Raw genomic sequence first — 21,229 nt, forward strand, 5'->3', positions numbered from 1 at the left:
CAATCCACGCTCTCCGTAAGAAGAGCGACACTCCAAAAACCACTGCATACACTGTTACACCTAATTTCAATCCACGCTCTCCGTAAGGAGAGCGACATGGAAACCCCGCGCAATTCCGATAATTACGATATTTCAATCCACGCTCTCCGTAAGGAGAGTGACTTACCGTGACGGGCACCGCCACGTACGTCAACCCATTTCAATCCACGATCTCCGTAAGGAGAGCGACACCGGAGAGCGTCGGCAAATGGCGAAACTATTATTATTTCAATCCACGCTCTCCGTAAGGAGAGCGACAATATCAGAGGCGCATGCCAAGCGCAACTCAGATATTTCAATCCACGCTCTCCGTAAGGAGAGCGACCTCTAGTGTCCTAAGTTATAGGCGAGACTTGTGATTTCAATCCACGCTCTCCGTAAGGAGAGCGACGATTCTCTATGGTGATACTCATGATTCGTCCTTAATTTCAATCCACGCTCTCCGTAAGGAGAGCGACATATCCTGCGTGACCAGCTCGTCACGCTGCGGCAGATTTCAATCCACGCTCTCCGTAAGGAGAGCGACTGCCCGTGACGCGAATCGCGTAGCCGGTCAAACCATTTCAATCCACGCTCTCCGTAAGGAGAGCGACGCCTGGGCGTGATGGACGTGGGCGACTCGACCGTGATTTCAATCCACGCTCTCCGTAAGGAGAGCGACGCGTGGAAGCAGCTTTTCGTCAGCTATGGCGCAAATTTCAATCCACGCTCTCCGTAAGGAGAGCGACCGTATCCTCCCTGATCGTCCGCGGCCAGGTCGGAATTTCAATCCACGTTCTCCGTAAGGAGAGCGACGGCCACCGTCATTCGGATATGCGGCAGGCTTGGAATTTCAATCCACGCTCTCCGTAAGGAGAGCGACCATTGAGAGCGTGGAGTCGCGGGAAACTCACGATATTTCAATCCACGCTCTCCGCAAGGAGAGCGACCTGGCGTCCATTGACGATGGAACAGTCCGAAGCGATTTCAATCCACGCTCTCCGTAAGGAGAGCGACTTCGGGTTCCGGGGGAGTGTGGCCGGGAAGCACATTTCAATCCACGCTCTCCGTAAGGAGAGCGACACGCGACTAAGACTGCCCACCCACCATTAAAGGAATTTCAATCCACGCTCTCCGTAAGGAGAGCGACGTCATCGATCATCATGCCGTGGCGAACTTCACCGATTTCAATCCACGCTCTCCGTAAGGAGAGCGACCGGGTTCAGCTGCGCCTTGGTCAGGTCGGCGCTATTTCAATCCACGCTCTCCGTAAGGAGAGCGACGTTTCGGGAAATGCAGCCGCACATGACGCAATAAGCAATTTCAATCCACGCTCTCCGTAAGGAGAGCGACGCGTATTGCGGGCGAATCATGTCGCCATGCTCGGCATTTCAATCCACGCTCTCCGTAAGGAGAGCGACGCAGAGTATTATGGCCCGCTTCGGTGCCTTCGATATTTCAATCCACGCTCTCCGTAAGGAGAGCGACCCAGGCACAGGACGGCACCAACCGCACCGTCATGATTTCAATCCACGCTCTCCGTAAGGAGAGCGACCAGGCCGCCGACCATGTCGGACACCAACTGCATATTTCAATCCACGCTCTCCGTAAGGAGAGCGACGCATGCCGACTGGCAGGGAATGGCTCCGTTCTGATTTCAATCCACGCTCTCCGTAAGGAGAGCGACTTGACAACGACGGTATCCTGCGCTGCGGTCTTGACATTTCAATCCACGCTCTCCGTAAGGAGAGCGACATACAGGCGCGGGAAAGCGCCATAACCGCGTACGAATTTCAATCCACGCTCTCCGTAAGGAGAGCGACCCCGCGTTCTATTGGAACGCCAAAAGTCAAGAGATTTCAATCCACGCTCTCCGTAAGGAGAGCGACAAGAGTGTCTGAGAGATTTCCAGAGTGTCGTAATTTCAATCCACGCTCTCCGTAAGGAGAGCGACTTCGCATGTGCTGGGATTCTTCCTCTTCATCCATATTTCAATCCACGCTCTCCGTAAGGAGAGCGACTCGCTTGATGCTTATGGCGTGGCTCAGGCTTGATATTTCAATCCACGCTCTCCGTAAGGAGAGCGACTGTCCGCCCCTGCCTCATTGTAGTTGGGGATATAATTTCAATCCACGCTCTCCGTAAGGAGAGCGACGTGCAATGAGCGTTGACGTATTCAACGCGCTGAATATTTCAATCCACGCTCTCCGTAAGGAGAGCGACTAGCACGAACTGGGAAGAGGCGGATGCCAGCAAATTTCAATCCACGCTCTCCGTAAGGAGAGCGACTCGAATATGAAGAACGCACCTCGTACATCGACATTTCAATCCACGCTCTCCGTAAGGAGAGCGACCGGCAGACACCACCGGCCGCCATGCGCTCCATTGGCATTTTAATCCACGCTCTCCGTAAGGAGAGCGACCTGCTGCGCGAACGTCGGAATGCCGGACACGTTATTTCAATCCACGCTCTCCGTAAGGAGAGCGACTTTGGAGCACGGCTGGATCGGAGAGAACCCCATTATTTCAATCCACGCTCTCCGTAAGGAGAGCGACGCCACACCGAGCGCAACGGGTCGCTGCTGACCCTATTTCAATCCACGCTCTCCGTAAGGAGAGCGACGTGCGCCTCTTCTGGGAAGAGGTCGTAGACGAAGCCATTTCAATCCACGCTCTCCGTAAGGAGAGCGACCAACCAAGTGGCCGAAGCGCTGCTCGGAGCCGGCAAATTTCAATCCACGCTCTCCGTAAGGAGAGCGACCGTTCCTCGCGGGAATTGTAGAGGCGAGTGTCGGAATTTCAATCCACGCTCTCCGTAAGGAGAGCGACCCTTCCACGATGCGATCACCTCGGGCGTGAAGACATTTCAATCCACGCTCTCCGTAAGGAGAGCGACTGGATGTCTGCACGACGTACCTGCACCGGTATAAATTTCAATCCACGCTCTCCGTAAGGAAAGCGACCATGCAAGCGCAAGAAAAACTTCGTCAACAGACGATTTCAATCCACGCTCTCCGTAAGGAGAGCGACAAATACGCAAAGTCAAGATGCTGGTGCTGCGAGAATTTCAATCCACGCTCTCCGTAAGGAGAGCGACCCGCTCCCCACGCATCGGCGTCCATCTTGCGCTTATTTCAATCCACGCTCTCCGTAAGGAGAGCGACGGTGGCGCATGAGGTTGTGGTGGCGGCGGGAGATATTTCAATCCACGCTCTCCGTAAGGAGAGCGACTCTGCCAGAAAGTGAATCTGAAAGCTCAATGGCGATTTCAATCCACGCTCTCCGTAAGGAGAGCGACGCGGCGCTGGTGAACCGTATCGGCGGTACTTATGTATTTCAATCCACGCTCTCCGTAAGGAGAGCGACGCGGCGCTGGTGAACCGTATCGGCGGTACTTATGTATTTCAATCCACGCTCTCCGTAAGGAGAGCGACTCTCCCTCTACGCCGCAATATTTGCGATTGCCGAATTTCAATCCACGCTCTCCGTAAGGAGAGCGACGCGCATTCAAAAACGGCTTGTCCCCAACGGTTAGATTTCAATCCACGCTCTCCGTAAGGAGAGCGACCACCTGGAAGTAATTGCTGGTGCATTCCGGATTATTTCAATCCACGCTCTCCGTAAGGAGAGCGACCAGGCGCGTGGCTATCGCGCCATTTGCGAGACATTTCAATCCACGCTCTCCGTAAGGAGAGCGACCCAATAAACAGCGTAAAAATGACGGGACATGGTAATTTCAATCCACGCTCTCCGTAAGGAGAGCGACCATCCGCCATGATTCAACGCCATCCTTCATCTCATTTCAATCCACGCTCTCCGTAAGGAGAGCGACCAACTTCCAGCAGGAATACGTTCCAAGATAAGGAATTTCAATCCACGCTCTCTGTAAGGAGAGCGACTCTTGGGGAGGCTGACTGACATGACGCGCAGTAGATTTCAATCCACGCTCTCCGTAAGGAGAGCGACCGACGCTCCTGCGGGTAACGCTCGTAATCAGGCTATTTCAATCCACGCTCTCCGTAAGGAGAGCGACCGCCACGTCCGACCATCACGCCGACCTCGTCGCGATTTCAATCCACGCTCTCCGTAAGGAGAGCGACCATCGCCGCGCAGCAGTCGCGCATCGTTGAACTCATTTCAATCCACGCTCTCCGTAAGGAGAGCGACCAACTACAGCCTCCCGCTCAACCTGAGTGACCTGATTTCAATCCACGCTCTCCGTAAGGAGAGCGACCTGGTATCACCAATTTTCCAACCTTCATGACGGTATTTCAATCCACGCTCTCCGTAAGGAGAGCGACCGGCCTCGTACGCGACGTGGTCGTCGCCATTGCAAATTTCAATCCACGCTCTCCGTAAGGAGAGCGACCACACGCCACATTCATCAACGCCATCAAGGGAGAATTTCAATCCACGCTCTCCGTAAGGAGAGCGACCACGGACGGCTGGTATACGGCGGCCGAGGTACGGATTTCAATCCACGCTCTCCGTAAGGAGAGCGACCTCGCCGACCGGCTCACCGACCTGACCAACCTCGAATTTCAATCCACGCTCTCCGTAAGGAGAGCGACCCTCTTCGGTCAGGCTAAACGCCTCGTCCAAGGTATTTCAATCCACGCTCTCCGTAAGGAGAGCGACCTTGACTGGTTCGAATTGCATGTGCGCGTATGGTAGATTTCAATCCACGCTCTCCGTAAGGAGAGCGACCCAAAAGCGTCTGAGAGACTTCCAAGGTGTCATAATTTCAATCCACGCTCTCCGTAAGGAGAGCGACCCCACGGCTCAACACATGGCTCCGCGACCAATGGGATTTCAATCCACGCTCTCCGTAAGGAGAGCGACCATGTACTCCGCCCATCGTCCCATGGAGTCTCGATTTCAATCCACGCTCTCCGTAAGGAGAGCGACCGGACTGGCATGATTCGGCTGACGTCACTTATGGAATTTCAATCCACGCTCTCCGTAAGGAGAGCGACCGTCGGTTGGTGCCGCATCAAGATGCACCTTGTAATTTCAATCCACGCTCTCCGTAAGGAGAGCGACCACCGCACAGCCAACGATGTCGCCAATACGAAAGCATTTCAATCCACGCTCTCCGTAAGGAGAGCGACCTATCGGATAACTAAGGGATGTAACCGTTTGTACCATTTCAATCCACGCTCTCCGTAAGGAGAGCGACCCTGTACGGTGCTGCCCCAATACAGATTTTCCTTTTTATTTCAATCCACGCTCTCCGTAAGGAGAGCGACCTTCCAAATCATCGAGACGTTGCGCGATCTCGTGAGATTTCAATCCACGCTCTCCGTAAGGAGAGCGACCTGGACGCTCCCCAAGCCGAGGGGGTGGCTTCATATTTCAATCCACGCTCTCCGTAAGGAGAGCGACCCGTGCAGCTGGACATTTTTGTCCACTTTCTGAGACGCAAGCCAGCTGCTTGGCTTTAAGCATATCAAACAACACCACCGGTACGACGAACAACATGCCTAAAACGAGCAGCTGTCTTTCTGTCTCATTTTAATGTCCACTATTTAGTTTTCAAACGCCCACGAAAATCACAATTCGGATTTCGACAGTTTTTCAGGTGCGAAAGGCACCCCTCATCATGAGCGCTTCCACTTCGCACAAACACCATTTCAAGACCGGCCACCTTGCCGAAACCACAATACCGCCGGCTAGAGAACACGCTCCAGATGCCGGACGTCACACGTCACACTCAAACACTCAACCCGGCATACCCCACACCATATCGTTATGACACCATGCCATTTTACCCTGTGCTATATCATCATCACATCATTAACCGGCAAACTCCGTTCATGCCCATAACGCTCAATCCTATCCGCATATCGAGCGCCAAGTTTATAAAAGCGCAGACTGTCCTCATCAATATTGGCAATCTTCAACAAATCGTGCACCAACACCAGATAATCGGAAGGACTCACCGAGCATTCGAAAACACTGTTCTGTACACGCTGTCCGTATTTCATGCATGTCTTCGCCACCAAACGAAGACGACGCTTCCCCTCAGGGGTTTCCGTACTCACATCGTACGCAACCACAACCATCATGGTTTTTCACCTCCAATAACACATCACCACGAATCATCGCATACCGCCACACACAGCTACGCACCTTTTACTTCCACATAAATGGCGGGTAATCATCAAGATCACCCCGCAACGATCGAGCTAGCAGCAGCGCTTGCACATACGGAACCAATCCCCACGAAATTTTTTCTTGCAGGAACGGATGAAGAATCTGATCACTCTTCTTTTTCTGCCACGCCGTAAGCACTTTCTTCCGCCCGAAATCAGACAGCAGCACCCCGCCATTCTCCCGTATTTCAAAATCCCCCGGCTTAACAGCGCCTGTATTAACCAATGTCAGAACGAAGCGGTCAGCCAACACCGGGCGAAACTCTTCAACTAGATCCAATGCCAGAGAGGCTCTCCCCGGCCGATCCGTATGCATAAAACCAACATACGGATCCAACCCCACACCTTGCAAAGCCGCAATGCAATCATTCGTCAATATGGAGTAGCAAAAAGACAATAATGCATTCAGCCTGTCCAGCGGAGGTCTCCTCGACCTACTGGTGAAAAAGAAATCATCTTTATTCTTCAGAACCAAATCGTCAAAAGCGTAGAAATAATCTTTGGCAGCAAGCCCTTCGACACCCCTCAACTCATCAATCGTCAAGCTTTTTCGAGCTTTTGACAATGCCGCCGACAATTTGCCGCTCTGCTCGGCAAGTCGGTCGATGTTCACCCGCAAAGCATGATCACGTTTCGTGCGTTCGAGCACCCATTTCGCATTGTAAAGCTTGCCAACAATGAAAGATTTCGCATAACGCAAAGATTTTTGTTCGTCATCCGCGACTCGAAATTGTTCACGGCGAAGTAGCACATTACGATTCTCCTCCCCTAACACGGAACAGTAATAATGACCTCTCGGTGAATAGAATGCCATAGAAACGCCCAGTTTGCCGCAGCGCCCCATAAGAGCAGGCGAAGCACCCTTATACGAGAAACACATGATTCCTTCAATTGACCGTAATGGCACTTTCGCCAAGGTTTGGTCATTCTGATAAATCACAACATTATCGTTCTCCAAGGCAAGATAGGCATCTTCTGTCATCACAAACAACGTGTTTAACAGCTGCTTCATCACTCCCCGCTTTCCTTGAGCCGTTCTTCGATATATGCTTTTGCCGATTTCATCTTCCGTAATTCAGGCAGGCACAAATCCCGTAGAGAACATGCCGAACACGATCTGGTCTGTTTCACTTTGGGAGTCCATCCACGGGAGAAAAGATCATGCATTTGCAAGAAGTCAGCTTCGACCATGTTGCGAAGATCTTCGTCAAATTTTACCCGCTCACGACGTTTTGTCTGCTGATAGAACAAAGCACCTTCAGGAATATCACACGCGAGCATTTCTTCCAAGCACATCGCTTCCGCGCATAGCTGTAAACGATCAGCATCAATCGTTTTGGATTTGCCGTGTTTGTATTCAATCGGATACGGCAACCACAATCCATCTCTTCCGTGAAGCGGAACACCATCATTAGACTTATGGAATTCCACAACATCACAGGCTCCAGTTATGCCGAGCGCTCGCGAATAGACTCTCAAATCCCGCATGATCAGCATATCGCCGCGAGATTCAGAAGCCGCATAATCGTGGGCGCGTTCATGTTCCAGATGCCCCGCTGTGGTCAGATAATTTTCTGACCACAGCTGCTCGATATGAATAAGCGCCCATTGACGCTTGCAGAATGAGAAATGCTGAATACCCGAAAGGGCCAGCCAATCTGCTTCTGAATAACCATCTGGCCCTTTCATATAAGCACCTCTCATCTAGGCTTGGACGCTGTAATCAGCGGCCTTCGATTACTTCGTAGCGAAGGCCTGGAATGGAAGCGTCATCTACATTCACGGTTCCATCCGCGTCAACGGAAACGGAACGATGAACTTTGGCCGAAGAATACTGGCCCCCCTTGCAGTTATGTGCAAACCAGACGACATCCAGCACTTCCATCGATCCCGACGGACGTGCCGAACTCTCATCATTCTCGAACAGCGTGACCAGAGCTTCCTTGATTTTCTCTGCATCCTCTGCGCTGAAACCTGTTCTTTCCGCCAGCTGGGGGCTAATGCTTCCATAAGTTACATATACGGCACGTCCAGAGACACGATACTTCATGCCCATGGTGTCGGATGATTTTTTACCGGAATCCGTAGTCTCGCTGTTGACCGATTTAGTGATTTGCACATCGTCAATTGCGATGGGATTAATGGAGAATGCCGGCTGAATCGAGACCGGTCCGCGTACGCCAATCGAAACCTCATCGGTATCCTTGGCCTTCTTAAAGGCGAAAACCTGACCAAAGGACCGCACATCAAGCCAACGCTCGCACACCTTACCGAAGACTACATTCTTCTGCTTCTGCTCATCCTTCGGCAAGGTCTTCAGATATGTATTGAACCTGTCCGACAGCGATTTGGCACCATCATCGGAACGATCATCAGACTGCACAAAGACTGATTCTCCTGCATCCTGCAGACGGTTGCGGATCTTCCTCTTCAAGGCGACGTCGGAAACCTCACCCAGCCCTTCTGACGTCGTTCTCGGACGATTACCATTCAACGGATCACCATTGGGATTTGCGTTATTCACCGCAAAGGCAATCGCAAAATCAATCTTATTTTCCAAAGCTGCCATAATCACATACTCCTTACTTATAGGCGATGAATCGACTCTGATAATTACAAAAGTCAGTTGTTGCTATTATTTTTTTGAGAAATCTCTTGCGCTTTACGCTTAGATGCTCTCCGCTGACATGAATATCCCAGAAGAAACATTGGCGAAAGCGCCTTATTATCTTCAAAATCCCCTTCCTTAAACAAAGCCATAACATCGTCGACTTCATTACGGAACCAGGACCCACCGTTTGCCGATTTAAGGTATGGCGTAAGCTGCTTCCACAATGTGCCCCACGTCGTATAGGGCTTCGCCGTGAAATTGCTCATCAATTTGATTGCATTGGTTGGACGGTCCTTGACTCCCTGCTTACGCAAGACGCTTTCCTCGAAATTGTCGGCAAGCGCCAACAACCTTCCATACAGATAATCACGATCATCTCGATTCGGTTCAAGATACATGGTTATTACGTCCTCCTGTCTATGCTGTTTTCTTGTTTCATCGATATAGTGTTTTTTCCATAGGCTGCAAGCGATTTCAAAATCACGACGCCAGACCCTGATATTGTCGTATCCCATAGGCTTGGTGACCTTATGACATGCGGCATTCAAAATCGACATGGGAAATTGCGCTCCGCCAAACATACATTCAATAAGCCGTTCCTTCACATCTTTCGCGAAGCGTTTATAGCTCTTGCTGCTCCTATCAGACGTGCCACAAGCACAGTTGATAATGTCAGTGAACGATGGAGCCCCTTCATACTGAACGACATTAACCCGCTCAGCTCCCTCCACGATGCTTTTTTTGAAAAATGTAAGAGGCCAAGCTGCATCGACATGCCATTGCAGTATGCGCTTAATGTATTCGTCCTTCTGAAGCTCGCAGTAGAACGTTACGCCTAAACGCCCCGTTGTAGCAGCATCCAAGATGACGACAACCATCGGATCATTGTGCGTCTTCAGATCCTCCGCACCCTCATATCCTCTCAGAACCCTTGAGAAAATTTTTGCATACTGAACATTTGTCGCATTTAGCGCATCGCTGATGTCGTCATGAAGCGCTTTGGATTCGTCAGCTATTGGCGAGAGGAAATCATCAAAATCAAAAGATCCTGACTGCGGATTCAATACGGGCTTTTCCTCAGGTCTTTTTATTGCCCAGACAACGATAGCCTGATTGCCTGTCAACGTTCCATGATTATTCACCAACCACCGCAAAGTGGAGTTGATTTTCTGAGAGGACGCACTATCAACCAGCAAAGCTTGTTCCTTACTGGAAAAACGTCCACGAAAAGTAAAATTCGTAGAATCATTAGCAGACAATAGCTTGGCATTGGCATCGGAGCTAACTACCTTTTTAGGGAAATTAGTGGTTGGCGTATAAAGATCCTCGCCAAAAACATCCTTCCCCAGCCTGTGTTGAGAACGCTGCAGATACGCAATCCAACGATTCCGAATATCAACGTCATTCGATAAATCAGAATCTTCGAGTCCGATTTGAACCTCGAAACAAACACCGGCTTTATCGTCCTTATCCGTTAGCTCCACGCCATAATGCGCAGCAGCCTCGCTGATGCTATGCTCCGACACACACTTGAAAACAGCTTCAAGCTTGGCGTCATCACCTTTCCATTTTGCAAGCTGCTGCAAGTACATGCTCGTCTTCTCAGGACTGCGCCCACTATCGACGTACTGTAACTGATCAAACAGCGGATGCGGTACTGGCTTAATGGTCCTTCCCATCGATTCCTCTGTACAAGGAATGATGATGGTGCTCTTTCTCTTGGCAACACCTCTGATACAACCATTCGCGTCCACAAGCACTGTCAGCGAAACCGGAAGAGTCGTATGCCCGTACGGAATCAGCGCCCTCTTCGCAGCGTCAGCGTCACCATCTTTCTCTGCACTATGAGGAGTCTGACCAGACGCCCCCTGTATCATTTCGTAGGTAGTAAGCAAATTACCAAACAGACTCATCGTTCACTCCTCCTCTACTGATGTAACGTTCTTGCCTAAGTTGAATTCTTTAACGTTCAAACCATGCCTAACGATGTGCCGATCGAGAAGCGGCGAATCCGGTGATTCGAATCTGATAACGCCATCCTTCATAATCGGCATCCAGAAGCGCGAAATCAGATTATGGTCAGGATTCTCATCCGGATACGAGAATCCATGAAACATATATCCCATGTTCCATTCTCCATAAGAGTCGTAGAACCCTTCTCCCCCTCCGAATTCACACGGTTCGACATAAGCTTGGCATTCCCTAGCACCCAGAAAAATATCGCGACGGCCTCCTTGACGCACGGACCTCATCGCAATGTTGTGATGTTTGTTTTCATCACGATCATCAGCAAGTTCCTCCCTCAGGTCGTTCCATTCAAAATGCGCAAGAACTTGATACCTCACATCCTTTAAATATGTGTAGTATGAAAGATCATTTTTAACATTTTTTTTCTTGGGCTGGTACACAATAGTGCGAACACCTCTGCTCTCCGTCTGAATCTTATTCATGACTCGCACAGCATCAATGACCCACTTAAACGTGGGCTTCCAATAGATGCTCTCCGTAATCCCCTTCAATGCTTGATACGTTGGCACCTGATACGAGTACTTCTCTCCACCAACACGCGTGGCGACTTCCGAGAACAATGCGTATCTACCCCAAACTTCATATTCGATTGAATTCCGATGCCGTTCCATATAACTCCTTTGTAAACGGTCTTCCAAAGCTATTGGTTAATAGCGTACCACAAAAAATTTCTTATGCCATATATAGAATCTAATAGGCGTTTCGCGGCATACGCTTTATCGACTATCCTTGTGCCTGTGGGATTCCCACTGTCATCGCGCCAAGAGCGATGTGGATTGAAAATATATTTGGCATATGTGTTGCCCCCCCCCAAAAAAAAAACTACGGCTCTCTCGCATACTCCTTGGAGCTTGCGAGAGAGCACTCATCCTTCCTACATCAGCAGGAGAGGCATCTCCGCCTCCCGTACTACGCCGTACTTGTCGTTGTAGTATTCCTCATTCAGCAAGAAAACTCCAAAATCCTCATTTGCTAACGAGATTGCATGCTTCCTGGCCAAACCACGATAGTCATCATCGAACAGGGAAACCGTATATTCCTGCAACCGCCTTAGCACTGAGATTTTCTCGGGTAATTCTCCCCTGTGGAGCATATCAAGTAACTCAGTCGCCTGACCATACGGGACCACAACATTGTGCGTGACATCCGGAATTACATGGAAGTTATCGCTAACCGTCTGAAAAGCCTGAGCAAAGCACAAACCGTACTTTCCTCCCGTAGTATTCGTGAATTGAGATCGATCACATTCGTTGAAGGACAACAGATCATAAGCAGTCGTCGCTCCCTCCGCCCTTCCCCGAATTGGGCAATCCGTATAGCCTCCTTTACCATTACCGTCCTTCTTACGGAGAAGCATGTCATAGTACTGTTCCAGAATATTCGAAGACAGCAAATCCTTTCCTGGGTAGTTCTCCATAATCTGTAAAGTGAGCTGCTTACCCATTGCGATATCCGGCAGATACCTTTCCATGCTGTCTTCAGCTTTCAATGGATAGACATACACATTCTTTGGTTCTACCGATTCACCATTCCTATTGCAGCGCCCAGCGGCCTGCATAATACTGTCCAGACCAGCCATCGCCCTGACCACGCAAGCAAACGAAATGTCAACACCTGCCTCAATAAGCTGTGTGCTCACACAAATCACAGGTTTCGGATTGCCTGGATCAAGCAGCGCACCGATTCTGTTCAGACAATCCGTTCTATGCCTTCCACACATGGCAGTACTGAGATGAATCAGCTCAAACTCATGATTCACATCAAGTCGTTCCAAGCATTGGAAAATCTCACGCGCTTCCTTTTTCAGGTTGACGATTGCCAAGCAATTGCCGTTCTCCCGCGCCTGCTGATAAATAATCTGCCCTAGTTCATCGCAGCTTTTATTTTCAGTTGAAGCAACGATTCTTGTACGTCGAAGCTTGTCTTCATAGCTTTCCGTTTCAGCAATAAGATCAGGCTTTTCCGAAAGGAGCAGATTCTCTCGTTTGGTTTTTTCAAGTAACGGCTGCGTCGCAGAGCACAAAAGAATCGTTGAATTGGTAATCTTCGATAGGAAGCTGACGATCTCATTGAACAGATTGATTGTGTTCATCGGCAACGACTGTATTTCATCAAAAATGATGACACTGTCGGCCATATTATGGAATTTCCGGAGTTTGGTTCCGCGAGCAGACATGACAGTCTCAAGGAATTCCACCATAGTGGTAACAATTATCGGATTGTCCCAACGCTCTGCCGCCAACTTGCGCTGATGCTCCCCGGCATCCTCAAACTCACTCGACGCATTATCCGCTACATCAGCGGAACGTTGCATACCTGCAGTGGAGTAATGCTCCAATAGAACATCGCTATCGGCGCTCAGACCAAGTACATCTCGGAAAGTCTTTGCCGTCTGAGTTGTGATAGACAAATATGGAATCACGTAAATGATCCGGTGCTTTCCTGTCTTCAGCGCATGATGCAACGCAAAATTTAGCGACGCCAACGTTTTACCGCCGCCAGTCGGAATCGACAAACGATAAATCCCGGTTTCCCGCGCCCCCGCCAAACAACACTGTTCATTAATCTGATGTCTTATCCTGTTTATTTCCGAACTCGAATCAAAAGATCTCATGCTTTTATCGAGTCGACTAATCAGATTCTGCCAATCAACCGCATTAGGCCGATACTGTTTTCGGGTCTCGAAACAAGCAGCATCCGTCCTATCCGCATCCACCAGTCGCGAATAAATCAGTTTAACGAGCAAACCTAGATAGAAGTATATGCTATCTTTCGACAGCCTCAGCGATTTAATTTTCTTCAGGAAACAAGCGATATCTTCCGCTGAACCTCGGAAATTCGATTGCAGATCGAGCGCCAAACCGTTAAGCCCCCGCTTGATTTCTTGATACGCATACTTCTCGTTGCTTTTGTCCGACTCCGTGAACCCAAGAAGAAAAGCTCTATTCCCGGACTCGTCAATGCAATCAGGAAGACCTCCGTGATGTTTAGAAATGGCAAGCTCAAGAATTTCCTTTGCTATCTCTTCAATTTCCCCTTTCGACTCGAAAAAATCATTGACGACAAACGCCCCTTGACGGGCATGCTGCACATCTCCCCTATGCCCATCATCCGATAACAGATATGTTTGGAACTGCTGAGCAACCTTCCCGACATCATGCAAGACGGCTGCCGTACGTGAAATATCAGCGAATTCATCCTCGAAACCACTAGCCAATCTTCCTGTACCATGAAGATGGTCATACAAAGTCTGAGTATTGCCTTCCTCATCTTTACGAGCTAATAGAACCATAACCTGCTCCTTTACAGATACCCCCCTGAATAGTCTTTACTCTACCGCATTCCAGCAAAAGATAAAAACGAAATGATTGATTCGAAGATTACCGTATGATTGATTCGAAGATTATCGTCGCCAAATACCTGTGCATACGTAGTACGCCCCAACACAAATAGCAGTAGGGGGTGTGTTTCTCCTGCCAAACTCGACAGGAGAAACACACCCCCACATACTATCGTCAGTCAGCCACCCAGCCAACCACCTCAGACCTTAGCAACCTCCACGCCCAGCTCGGCGCCGGCTTCGACGCTTACACTGTCGGACGAGGTGTCATGCGCCACGAGGTCCTTGAACTGTTCGACCTTGGCCACATCGTCCGCGGGCACGGTCACCTTCAGCGTGATGCGGTCGGAAATTTCCAGGCCAGCGGCCTTACGGGCCTCCTGCACGGCGCGGATCACGTCGCGGGCGTAGCCTTCGGCCAGCAGGTCGTCGTTCAGTTCGGTGTCGAGGATCACGAAGCCACCGGTCGGCAGCGCGGCGGACACGGAGTTCGCAGCCTCCTGCGCGTTCTCCTCCTCCACACGGTTGATCAGCTCGTATTCGCCTTCCTCAAGCGCAATCTCGCCGTTCGGAGTCTCACACACAGGCACGCCGGCGGCGTCCACATGCCAGGCACCGCTCTTGGACGCCTTGATGGCGAACTGCACGTCCTTACGCAGGCGCTTGCCGGCCACACGCGCGTTCACGCGCAGCTCGTTCACGATCTTCAGACCCTGGGAGCCGGCGTCCTCCAGCGTGCAGAACTCGATATCCTTCACGTTGAGCTCGCCCTTCAACACGTCGCTGTAGGCGGCGACCGCATCCGGGTTCTCGACCACCACGGTCAGCTTGGCGAGCGGCTGGCGCACGCGAATCTGCTTGGCCTTACGCATGGAAAGCGTGCCGGAAACAACCTCACGCACCTTCTCCATCGCGTCCACTAGCTTGGCATCGTCCTGCAGCACGGCACCCAGCTCGGTGGTCTCGCCGGTCTTCTCGTCGGCAAGGAACGGCCAGTCGGCCAGATGCACGGATTCGCCGCCAGTCAGGCCGCGCCACACGGCTTCAGCCTCCATCGGAGCCAGCGGAGCCAGCACGCGCATGAAGGTTTCCAGCACGGTGTACAGCGTGTTGAACGCGTTCTCATCACCGGCACCGAAACGTTCGCGGTTGTTGCGGATGTACCAGTTGGTCAGCACGTCGATGAAATCGCTCGCCGCATCGCACGCGTCGGAAATGTAGAAGTTGTCCAGCGCATGCTGGGTCTTCTCCACTAGGCGGCGCAGACGGGCCAGCAGGTAGCGGTCCATCTCCGGCAGCTTCGCCACTTCGTCGGCACGCAGCTTGCGCGCGTCGTACCCGGCCGCGTTGGCGTACAGCGTGAAGAAGTAGTAGGAGCTCCACACCGGCAGCATGACCTGGCGCACGGTGTCGCGGATGCCATCAGCGGTGACGATCAGGTTGCCGCCGCGCAGGATCGGCGAGCTCATGAGGAACCAACGCATGGCGTCGGAGCCGAAGTCGTTGAACACGCCGTTCACGTCCGGGTAGTTGCGCAGGTGCTTCGACATCTTCTGTCCGTCGGAGCCGAGCACGATACCGTGGCAGATCACGTTCTTGAACGCCGGCCTGTCGAACAGGGCGGTCGCCATGACGTGCTGCACGTAGAACCAGCCACGGGTCTGGCCGATGTATTCCACGATGTAGTCGCACGGGAAGTGCTGTTCGAAGGTTTCCTTGTTCTCGAACGGGTAATGGTACTGGGCGAAGCTCATCGAACCGGATTCGAACCAGCAGTCCATCACGTCGCTGATGCGGTGCATGTGGCTCTTGCCAGTCGGGTCGTCCGGGTTGACGCGGGTCAGCTCGTCGATGTACGGACGGTGCATGTTGATATTGCCGTCCTTGTCGCGCGGGTAATCGCCGAAATCGGCCTTCAGCTCGTCAAGCGAGCCGTACACGTCCACGCGCGGGTACTTCGGATCGTCGGAGACCCACACCGGAATCGGGGAACCCCAGAAACGGTTGCGGGAAATCGACCAATCGCGTGCGTTCGCCAGCCACTTGCCGAACTGGCCGTCCTTCACGTTGTTCGGAATCCAGTTGATCTGCTGGTTGAGTTCGAGCAGGCGGTCCTTGATCTTGGTGACGGCCACGAACCAGGAGCTCACCGGCTTGTAGATCAGCGGGGTGGCGCAACGCCAGCAGTGCGGGTAGGAGTGCACGTAGCTCTTCTCCTGGAAGAGGATGGCGCGCTGCTCCTCCGGAATGCGGGCCAGCGGGCCGTCACCGGCGCGCAGGTTGCGCAGGATCGGCTTGTTGGCGTCGAACACGTACAGGCCTTCGTAATCCGGGCACAGCGACGTGAACTTGCAGCCCGCGTCGAGCACGTCGATGCTCTTGATGCCCTTGGCGTTGAGCGTGTTCATATCGTCTTCGCCGTACGGTGCCTGGTGCACGAGGCCGGTACCTTCAACGGTGTCGACGTAGTCGGCGGTGAAGATCTGGTAGCCTTCCGGCCCCGGCACCTTGCCTTCGACGGCGTTCTCGTCGCCCGCGAAGTACGGGAAGACCGGATAGTAGCGCCAGCCTTCCATTTCGGCGCCCTTGAGCTCGCGCACGATCTCGTAGTTCTCGCCGAGTTCCTTCTCGTAGGAGCCGAGCAGCGGCTTGCCGAGGTAGAACTTCTTGCCGGCGAACTTGCCTTCGGTCGGACGCACCTCGACATAGTCGATGTCGGCACCGACCACGATGGCGAAGTTGGTCGGCACGGTCCACGGAGTGGTGGTCCAGAAGACGGCGTAGGCATCCTCCTCGTCGCGCAGCTTCACGGCCACGGACACAGTGGTGTCCTGACGATCCTGGTACACGTCCGCATCCATGCGCAGCTCGTGCGCGCTCAGCGGGGTCTGGTCCTTCGGGCAGTACGGCAGCACGCGGTAGCCCTGGTATGCCAGTCCCTTGTCGTACAGCTGCTTGAAGGCCCACATCACGGACTCCATGTACGTGATGTTCAGGGTCTTGTAGCCGTGCTCGAAATCGACCCAGCGGGCCTGACGGTGCACGTAGTCCTTCCACTCGTTCGTGTACTTGAGCACGGACGCGCGGCAGGCGTCGTTGAACTTGTCGATGCCCAGTTCCTTGATCTGGTCGACGGAGTCGATGCCCAGTTCCTTCTGGGCCTCAAGCTCGGCCGGCAGACCGTGCGTGTCCCAGCCGAACACGCGGTTGACGCGGTGGCCCTTCATGGTCTGGTAACGCGGGATGACGTCCTTCGCGTAACCGGTCAGCAGGTGGCCGTAGTGCGGCAGGCCGTTGGCGAACGGCGGGCCGTCGAAGAAGACGAATTCGTTCTGGCTGTGGTCGCCGGAAGGACGGCGTTCGATGGACTTCTGGAAGGTGTCGTCCTTATCCCAGTAGTCGAGCACGGACTCCTCCAGCTTGGGGAAGCTGGGGTTCGGCGCGACGTTGGCGCTCTGCTCGCCGGCAGCAGCCTTCGGATACACATGATTGGTGGATTCGCTCACCGTATGCTCCTCGTTTGGCGGTTTCATTACTTACCTTACGAGGACGATGGCTTCCGTGCGATCGCGCACGTCCGGCACCGCGGTACCACCTCGCTTGCCGCACTTCCCTGTTGTTCCCACGCAGGTTGTCCGCCTGCGCAGGTCTCGTACGACCGCTTGACATTCGGCTGTTCGGGCCGACCCCGCCGGTTCTACTAAGCCTCGCCAGAAAGCGTCGGCCGTTCTTCCGGAAACTCCCCGCTGATGACGGATCATCGCTTTTCGTTTCAAATCGTCAGCCTAGCACGCCGTACGAACGTAGAAACGCGAAAAGCCGCACGGTGTCCACCATGCGGCTTTCGTAATCGCAAAACAATCGAAATACAATCGGCAGGCCGACCACGAATCGACCGAAGACGATCGCGCTCGGCGGCGAATCAGCCTTCGTTCAGCTGAGCCTCGAGCTGCCTGACGATACCGTCGTGCATCTTCTCGGTGATCTTCACCTTGAGCAGGAACACGACCGCGCTCAGGATGATGACCGCGAGCGGCACATAGAAGGCGCAGATCTCGAAGATCCGGATGTTCGCGGCGGTCATGTCGGCTGCGGTGGCGTTGCCGATCATGCCGGCGGCGATGGCCACGGCTCCGACGATGCCGTTCGAGCACGCGCCCGCGATCTTGTCGAGCATCGGACGGACAGACAGGGTGACGGCCTCGTTGCGCTTGCCGTTCTTCAGCTGGCCGTACTCGATGGAATCGGTCAGGGAAAGGATGGCCGTCATCTGGATAAAGGTCTGCGGCAGATAGAAGAAGACAAGACCGACGGTGACGACCGGCAGGCTGGTGGGGTTGATGATGAACAGCAGATAGCCGATGACCATAAGCACCATGCCGCCGAGGTACAGGTAGCGGCGCGGAATGCGCTTGTTCAGAATCGGGTACAGCGGAGCCATAACGATGCCCGCGACGACGGAGACGACGCCGACGATGGAATAGGCTGCAGAGTTGTTCAGAATGAACTTGAACAGATACATGAGCACGCCGGTGGTGGCCACGTTGGCGATGGCGTACAGCAGGTAGGACAGGGCCACCCACAACAGCTGGTCGTTCTGTGCGAGAGCCTTGAACGCGGCGAGCGGGCCGCCGTTGTCCTCGGCCTTGGTGCGCAGGGTGCTGGAGCTTTCCTTGGTGCCGAACGCGACGGAGCACACGGTGAGGACGCCGAGAATAGCCACGATGATGGCGAAGCAGGTCCAGCCGCTCTGGCTCTCCTGATGCTTGCCGGTGAAGATGTAGCTGAAGTAAGTGACGATCGGAATGACCACGATGGTCAGGCCGTTGTAGCCGATGGAGCCGCCGAAGGAACCGAGGGCGGTGTAGGTGGAGCGCTCATGGGAGTCGGAGGACAGCGCCGGGATCATGCCCCAATAGGAGATGTCGCGCAGGGAGTAGAACACGTCGAGCACGATGAAGGTGATGACGAACAGCACGATGAACAGCGTGGTGTTGACGTTCACCAAGCCGAACAGGCCGGTGTAGACCAGCACGAGCAGAACGGCGGAAACGGTGCCGCCGATGAGCTGCCACGGCTTGAAGCGCCCCCATTTGGTATTGGTGTTGTCGACGATGTTGCCCAGCAGCGGATCGATGAAGATCTCCGCGATGCGGATGACAACCACAAGGCCGGTGATGACGCCGATGAGCTTGGTGGCGAGCGCCTTGTCGACCCCGGAGAACAGCGAGCTGGTGACGTAGACGATGAAGTAGGTGCTCAGCGCGTTGTAGAAGGCGGATTGGCCGACGTTGCCGAACGAATAGGCCACGCGGGACAGCAGACTGCCTTTCCTGGTTGGCTTCGCAGACTGCTGCGTCTCCTTCGGTGCGGCTGCGACATTGGATTCTGCCATCGTACTTCTCCTTAGAAGTTGTGATTGAAGCTGTAATCGGAAATCATCATTTAATTTCGCATGAGTTAAGTATATCCCTTTACCCCTGTTTAGTAAAATTTAACATCTGCGTTGTGCACTGTTGGGCGTGTCGCATTTTGTGCGATTCTGCACATATACATATCATATTGTGTGCGATTCGCGGTATTTCGCCGACAGTAGACAAACAAAAGGCGATTGATGACGCAGCATCATCAATCGCCTTTCATATTTTTCCGCACATACGTACGCTAGGCAGCCCGTTTCGACCGGGCAGATCGCTTCGATCGGGTCTGCAATTTTGGCCGCGATTCACGTTTCGGCTGCGCCGGCACGAAACTATCTCGCACTTCCAGCGTCGTCGACAGGTACGCATGCTGCCGTACTGTGCGCTTGCTGGCAATCGCATCGGCCAAGGTGAGAATCGCAACGCGCGCAAGCTCGTTCTGGTCGATTGAGAACGTGCTCAACGGTGGCGACGTAAGCTGTGCGATCGCCTGGTTGTTGATGCTGATGACGCTGATGTCGCGGGGCACGATCACACCAACCGCGTTGAACGCCTGCAGCACGCCGACCGCGATGATGTCCGCCGAAACAATAACTGCGTCAGGCAGTGCGCCGTTGTGGTCACGGATAAACTGCTCCCCCAGCTTGCGACCATTCTCCACGGTGAACAAGCCGTCAGAATACACCAGTCCACGCAGGTCGAGACCATAACGGCCCATTTCACGCCGAAAATATGTGGCACGCCCCTCTTCGTCCACCTCATAAAAATTCGTCAGCCTCCCCTTGCCGCCGATGAATCCGACACGCTTCATGCCAGCCTTCGCACATGCTTCGACCGCGTCATGCATGGTCTGCTGTAGGTCGGGCTGCACGGAATCAAACAGGTTCGGTGCGGGATTCACATCGATGAACACACCGTATGGCATGACCTCATGCAACTTCTCAAGGTCGCTTTCGGCTATGACATTGGCGCCGATAGCCATGAAACCATCGAATTTCCCCTTCTGATTCAACATCTCGTCAAGACTGTGGAAAACAGTGAGCTCCATACGCTGCTGTTTGGCGTTATGTTCCAGCGCCGAACGCAAATCGGCAAAATACGAATCACGCAGCGTTTCGTCGGACTCCTCGTTGTCCAACAAGGCTACTTCATGCGGAATGACGATACGCTTGGCCTGGGCGCTGTATCCCAAATCCTCGCTGGCGCGGATGATCGCGCGACGCGTCTCCTCACGCACGGACAGCGTCGGATCGCCATTCAACAGACGCGACACCGTGGCCTGCGAGAATCCCGTACGTTTCGCAATCTCCTTGATGGTCGCCATCGCTCCCTCGCCCTCCCATGGATGCCTCATCAGATTTTAGTAAAAGCATTACTAAATCCATCATACTACATTACCGAACGTATTCTTATAGCCATGACACAGCCAGAGCAATCACGGAAACCGCGAATCGCGCATCAGTCCACGGAACGGATGAACGAACTGCGTGCACAACAAAAATCCTTTGCCCTGCAGAACATGCGGAGCAAAGGACTCGGCAACGCCGGTCTGCCTTTCAAAGCGACCGGTCATAAAGGTGGCATCAGTCGGCAGGGTTCCAAACGCGGCTGACACCGTGGAGAAACGCGGTCACCGTCAGCCCCACGGGCCTGCGGC

General features: G+C 53.1%; 11 protein-coding genes and 1 CRISPR repeat array (1 of these 12 cut by a window edge). Of the genes, 1 reads left to right on the forward strand and 10 read right to left on the reverse strand.

Annotated features, from left to right (window positions below; all coding sequences use genetic code 11):
• Window positions 1-5,403: a CRISPR direct-repeat array (repeat unit 33 nt; unit sequence ATTTCAATCCACGCTCTCCGTAAGGAGAGCGAC) (it extends 275 nt beyond the left edge of the window).
• 392 nt (window positions 5,404-5,795) lie between these two features.
• The 10 genes from cas2 to OGI63_RS11685 form a co-directional block, all read right to left on the reverse strand.
• Entirely contained in the window at window positions 5,796-6,086 is a 291-nt protein-coding gene (cas2, locus tag OGI63_RS11640) for a CRISPR-associated endonuclease Cas2 (RefSeq protein WP_011743506.1), read from the reverse strand.
• Window positions 6,087-6,153: 67 nt separating this feature from the next.
• A complete protein-coding gene (gene cas1c / locus OGI63_RS11645; protein WP_003811029.1) occupies window positions 6,154-7,185 on the reverse strand; it encodes a type I-C CRISPR-associated endonuclease Cas1c in 1,032 nt (343 codons plus the stop codon).
• A complete protein-coding gene (gene cas4, locus OGI63_RS11650) occupies window positions 7,185-7,862 on the reverse strand; it encodes a CRISPR-associated protein Cas4 (RefSeq protein WP_011743507.1) in 678 nt (225 codons plus the stop codon). The genes cas1c and cas4 overlap by 1 nt, the downstream gene beginning before the upstream one ends.
• Before the next feature lie 34 nt (window positions 7,863-7,896).
• Window positions 7,897-8,742 carry a type I-C CRISPR-associated protein Cas7/Csd2 gene (gene cas7c / locus OGI63_RS11655; protein WP_003811034.1) on the reverse strand — a complete coding sequence of 282 codons (846 nt, stop codon included), beginning with the start codon at window positions 8,740-8,742 and terminating at the stop codon, window positions 7,897-7,899.
• A 53-nt stretch (window positions 8,743-8,795) separates the two neighbouring features.
• Window positions 8,796-10,697 carry a type I-C CRISPR-associated protein Cas8c/Csd1 gene (locus OGI63_RS11660; protein ID WP_085347247.1) on the reverse strand — a complete coding sequence of 634 codons (1,902 nt, stop codon included), beginning with the start codon at window positions 10,695-10,697 and terminating at the stop codon, window positions 8,796-8,798.
• 3 nt (window positions 10,698-10,700) lie between these two features.
• The gene (cas5c, locus tag OGI63_RS11665) at window positions 10,701-11,423 is read right to left on the reverse strand and encodes a type I-C CRISPR-associated protein Cas5c (protein WP_011743510.1); all 723 of its coding nucleotides are present in this window, start codon (window positions 11,421-11,423) and stop codon (window positions 10,701-10,703) included.
• Between the two features lie 263 nt (window positions 11,424-11,686).
• Window positions 11,687-14,104, reverse strand: a complete 2,418-nt coding sequence (locus OGI63_RS11670; protein WP_011743511.1) for a CRISPR-associated helicase/endonuclease Cas3 — start codon at window positions 14,102-14,104, stop codon at window positions 11,687-11,689.
• Window positions 14,105-14,352: 248 nt separating this feature from the next.
• Complete coding sequence (gene ileS, locus OGI63_RS11675) at window positions 14,353-17,658, reverse strand: mupirocin-resistant isoleucine--tRNA ligase (RefSeq protein WP_113736383.1); 3,306 nt, start codon at window positions 17,656-17,658, stop codon at window positions 14,353-14,355.
• Window positions 17,659-18,074: 416 nt separating this feature from the next.
• Window positions 18,075-19,547 carry a glycoside-pentoside-hexuronide (GPH):cation symporter gene (locus OGI63_RS11680; protein ID WP_011743513.1) on the reverse strand — a complete coding sequence of 491 codons (1,473 nt, stop codon included), beginning with the start codon at window positions 19,545-19,547 and terminating at the stop codon, window positions 18,075-18,077.
• Window positions 19,548-19,816: 269 nt separating this feature from the next.
• Window positions 19,817-20,896 carry a LacI family DNA-binding transcriptional regulator gene (locus OGI63_RS11685; RefSeq protein ID WP_011743514.1) on the reverse strand — a complete coding sequence of 360 codons (1,080 nt, stop codon included), beginning with the start codon at window positions 20,894-20,896 and terminating at the stop codon, window positions 19,817-19,819.
• A 93-nt stretch (window positions 20,897-20,989) separates the two neighbouring features.
• Between OGI63_RS11685 and OGI63_RS11690 the strand changes: the two genes are divergently transcribed.
• Window positions 20,990-21,184, forward strand: coding sequence for a hypothetical protein (locus OGI63_RS11690; RefSeq protein ID WP_003811048.1), 195 nt, complete (start codon window positions 20,990-20,992; stop codon window positions 21,182-21,184).
• Window positions 21,185-21,229 lie beyond the last annotated feature (45 nt).

It is taken from the genome of Bifidobacterium sp. KRGSERBCFTRI (assembly GCF_025908335.1).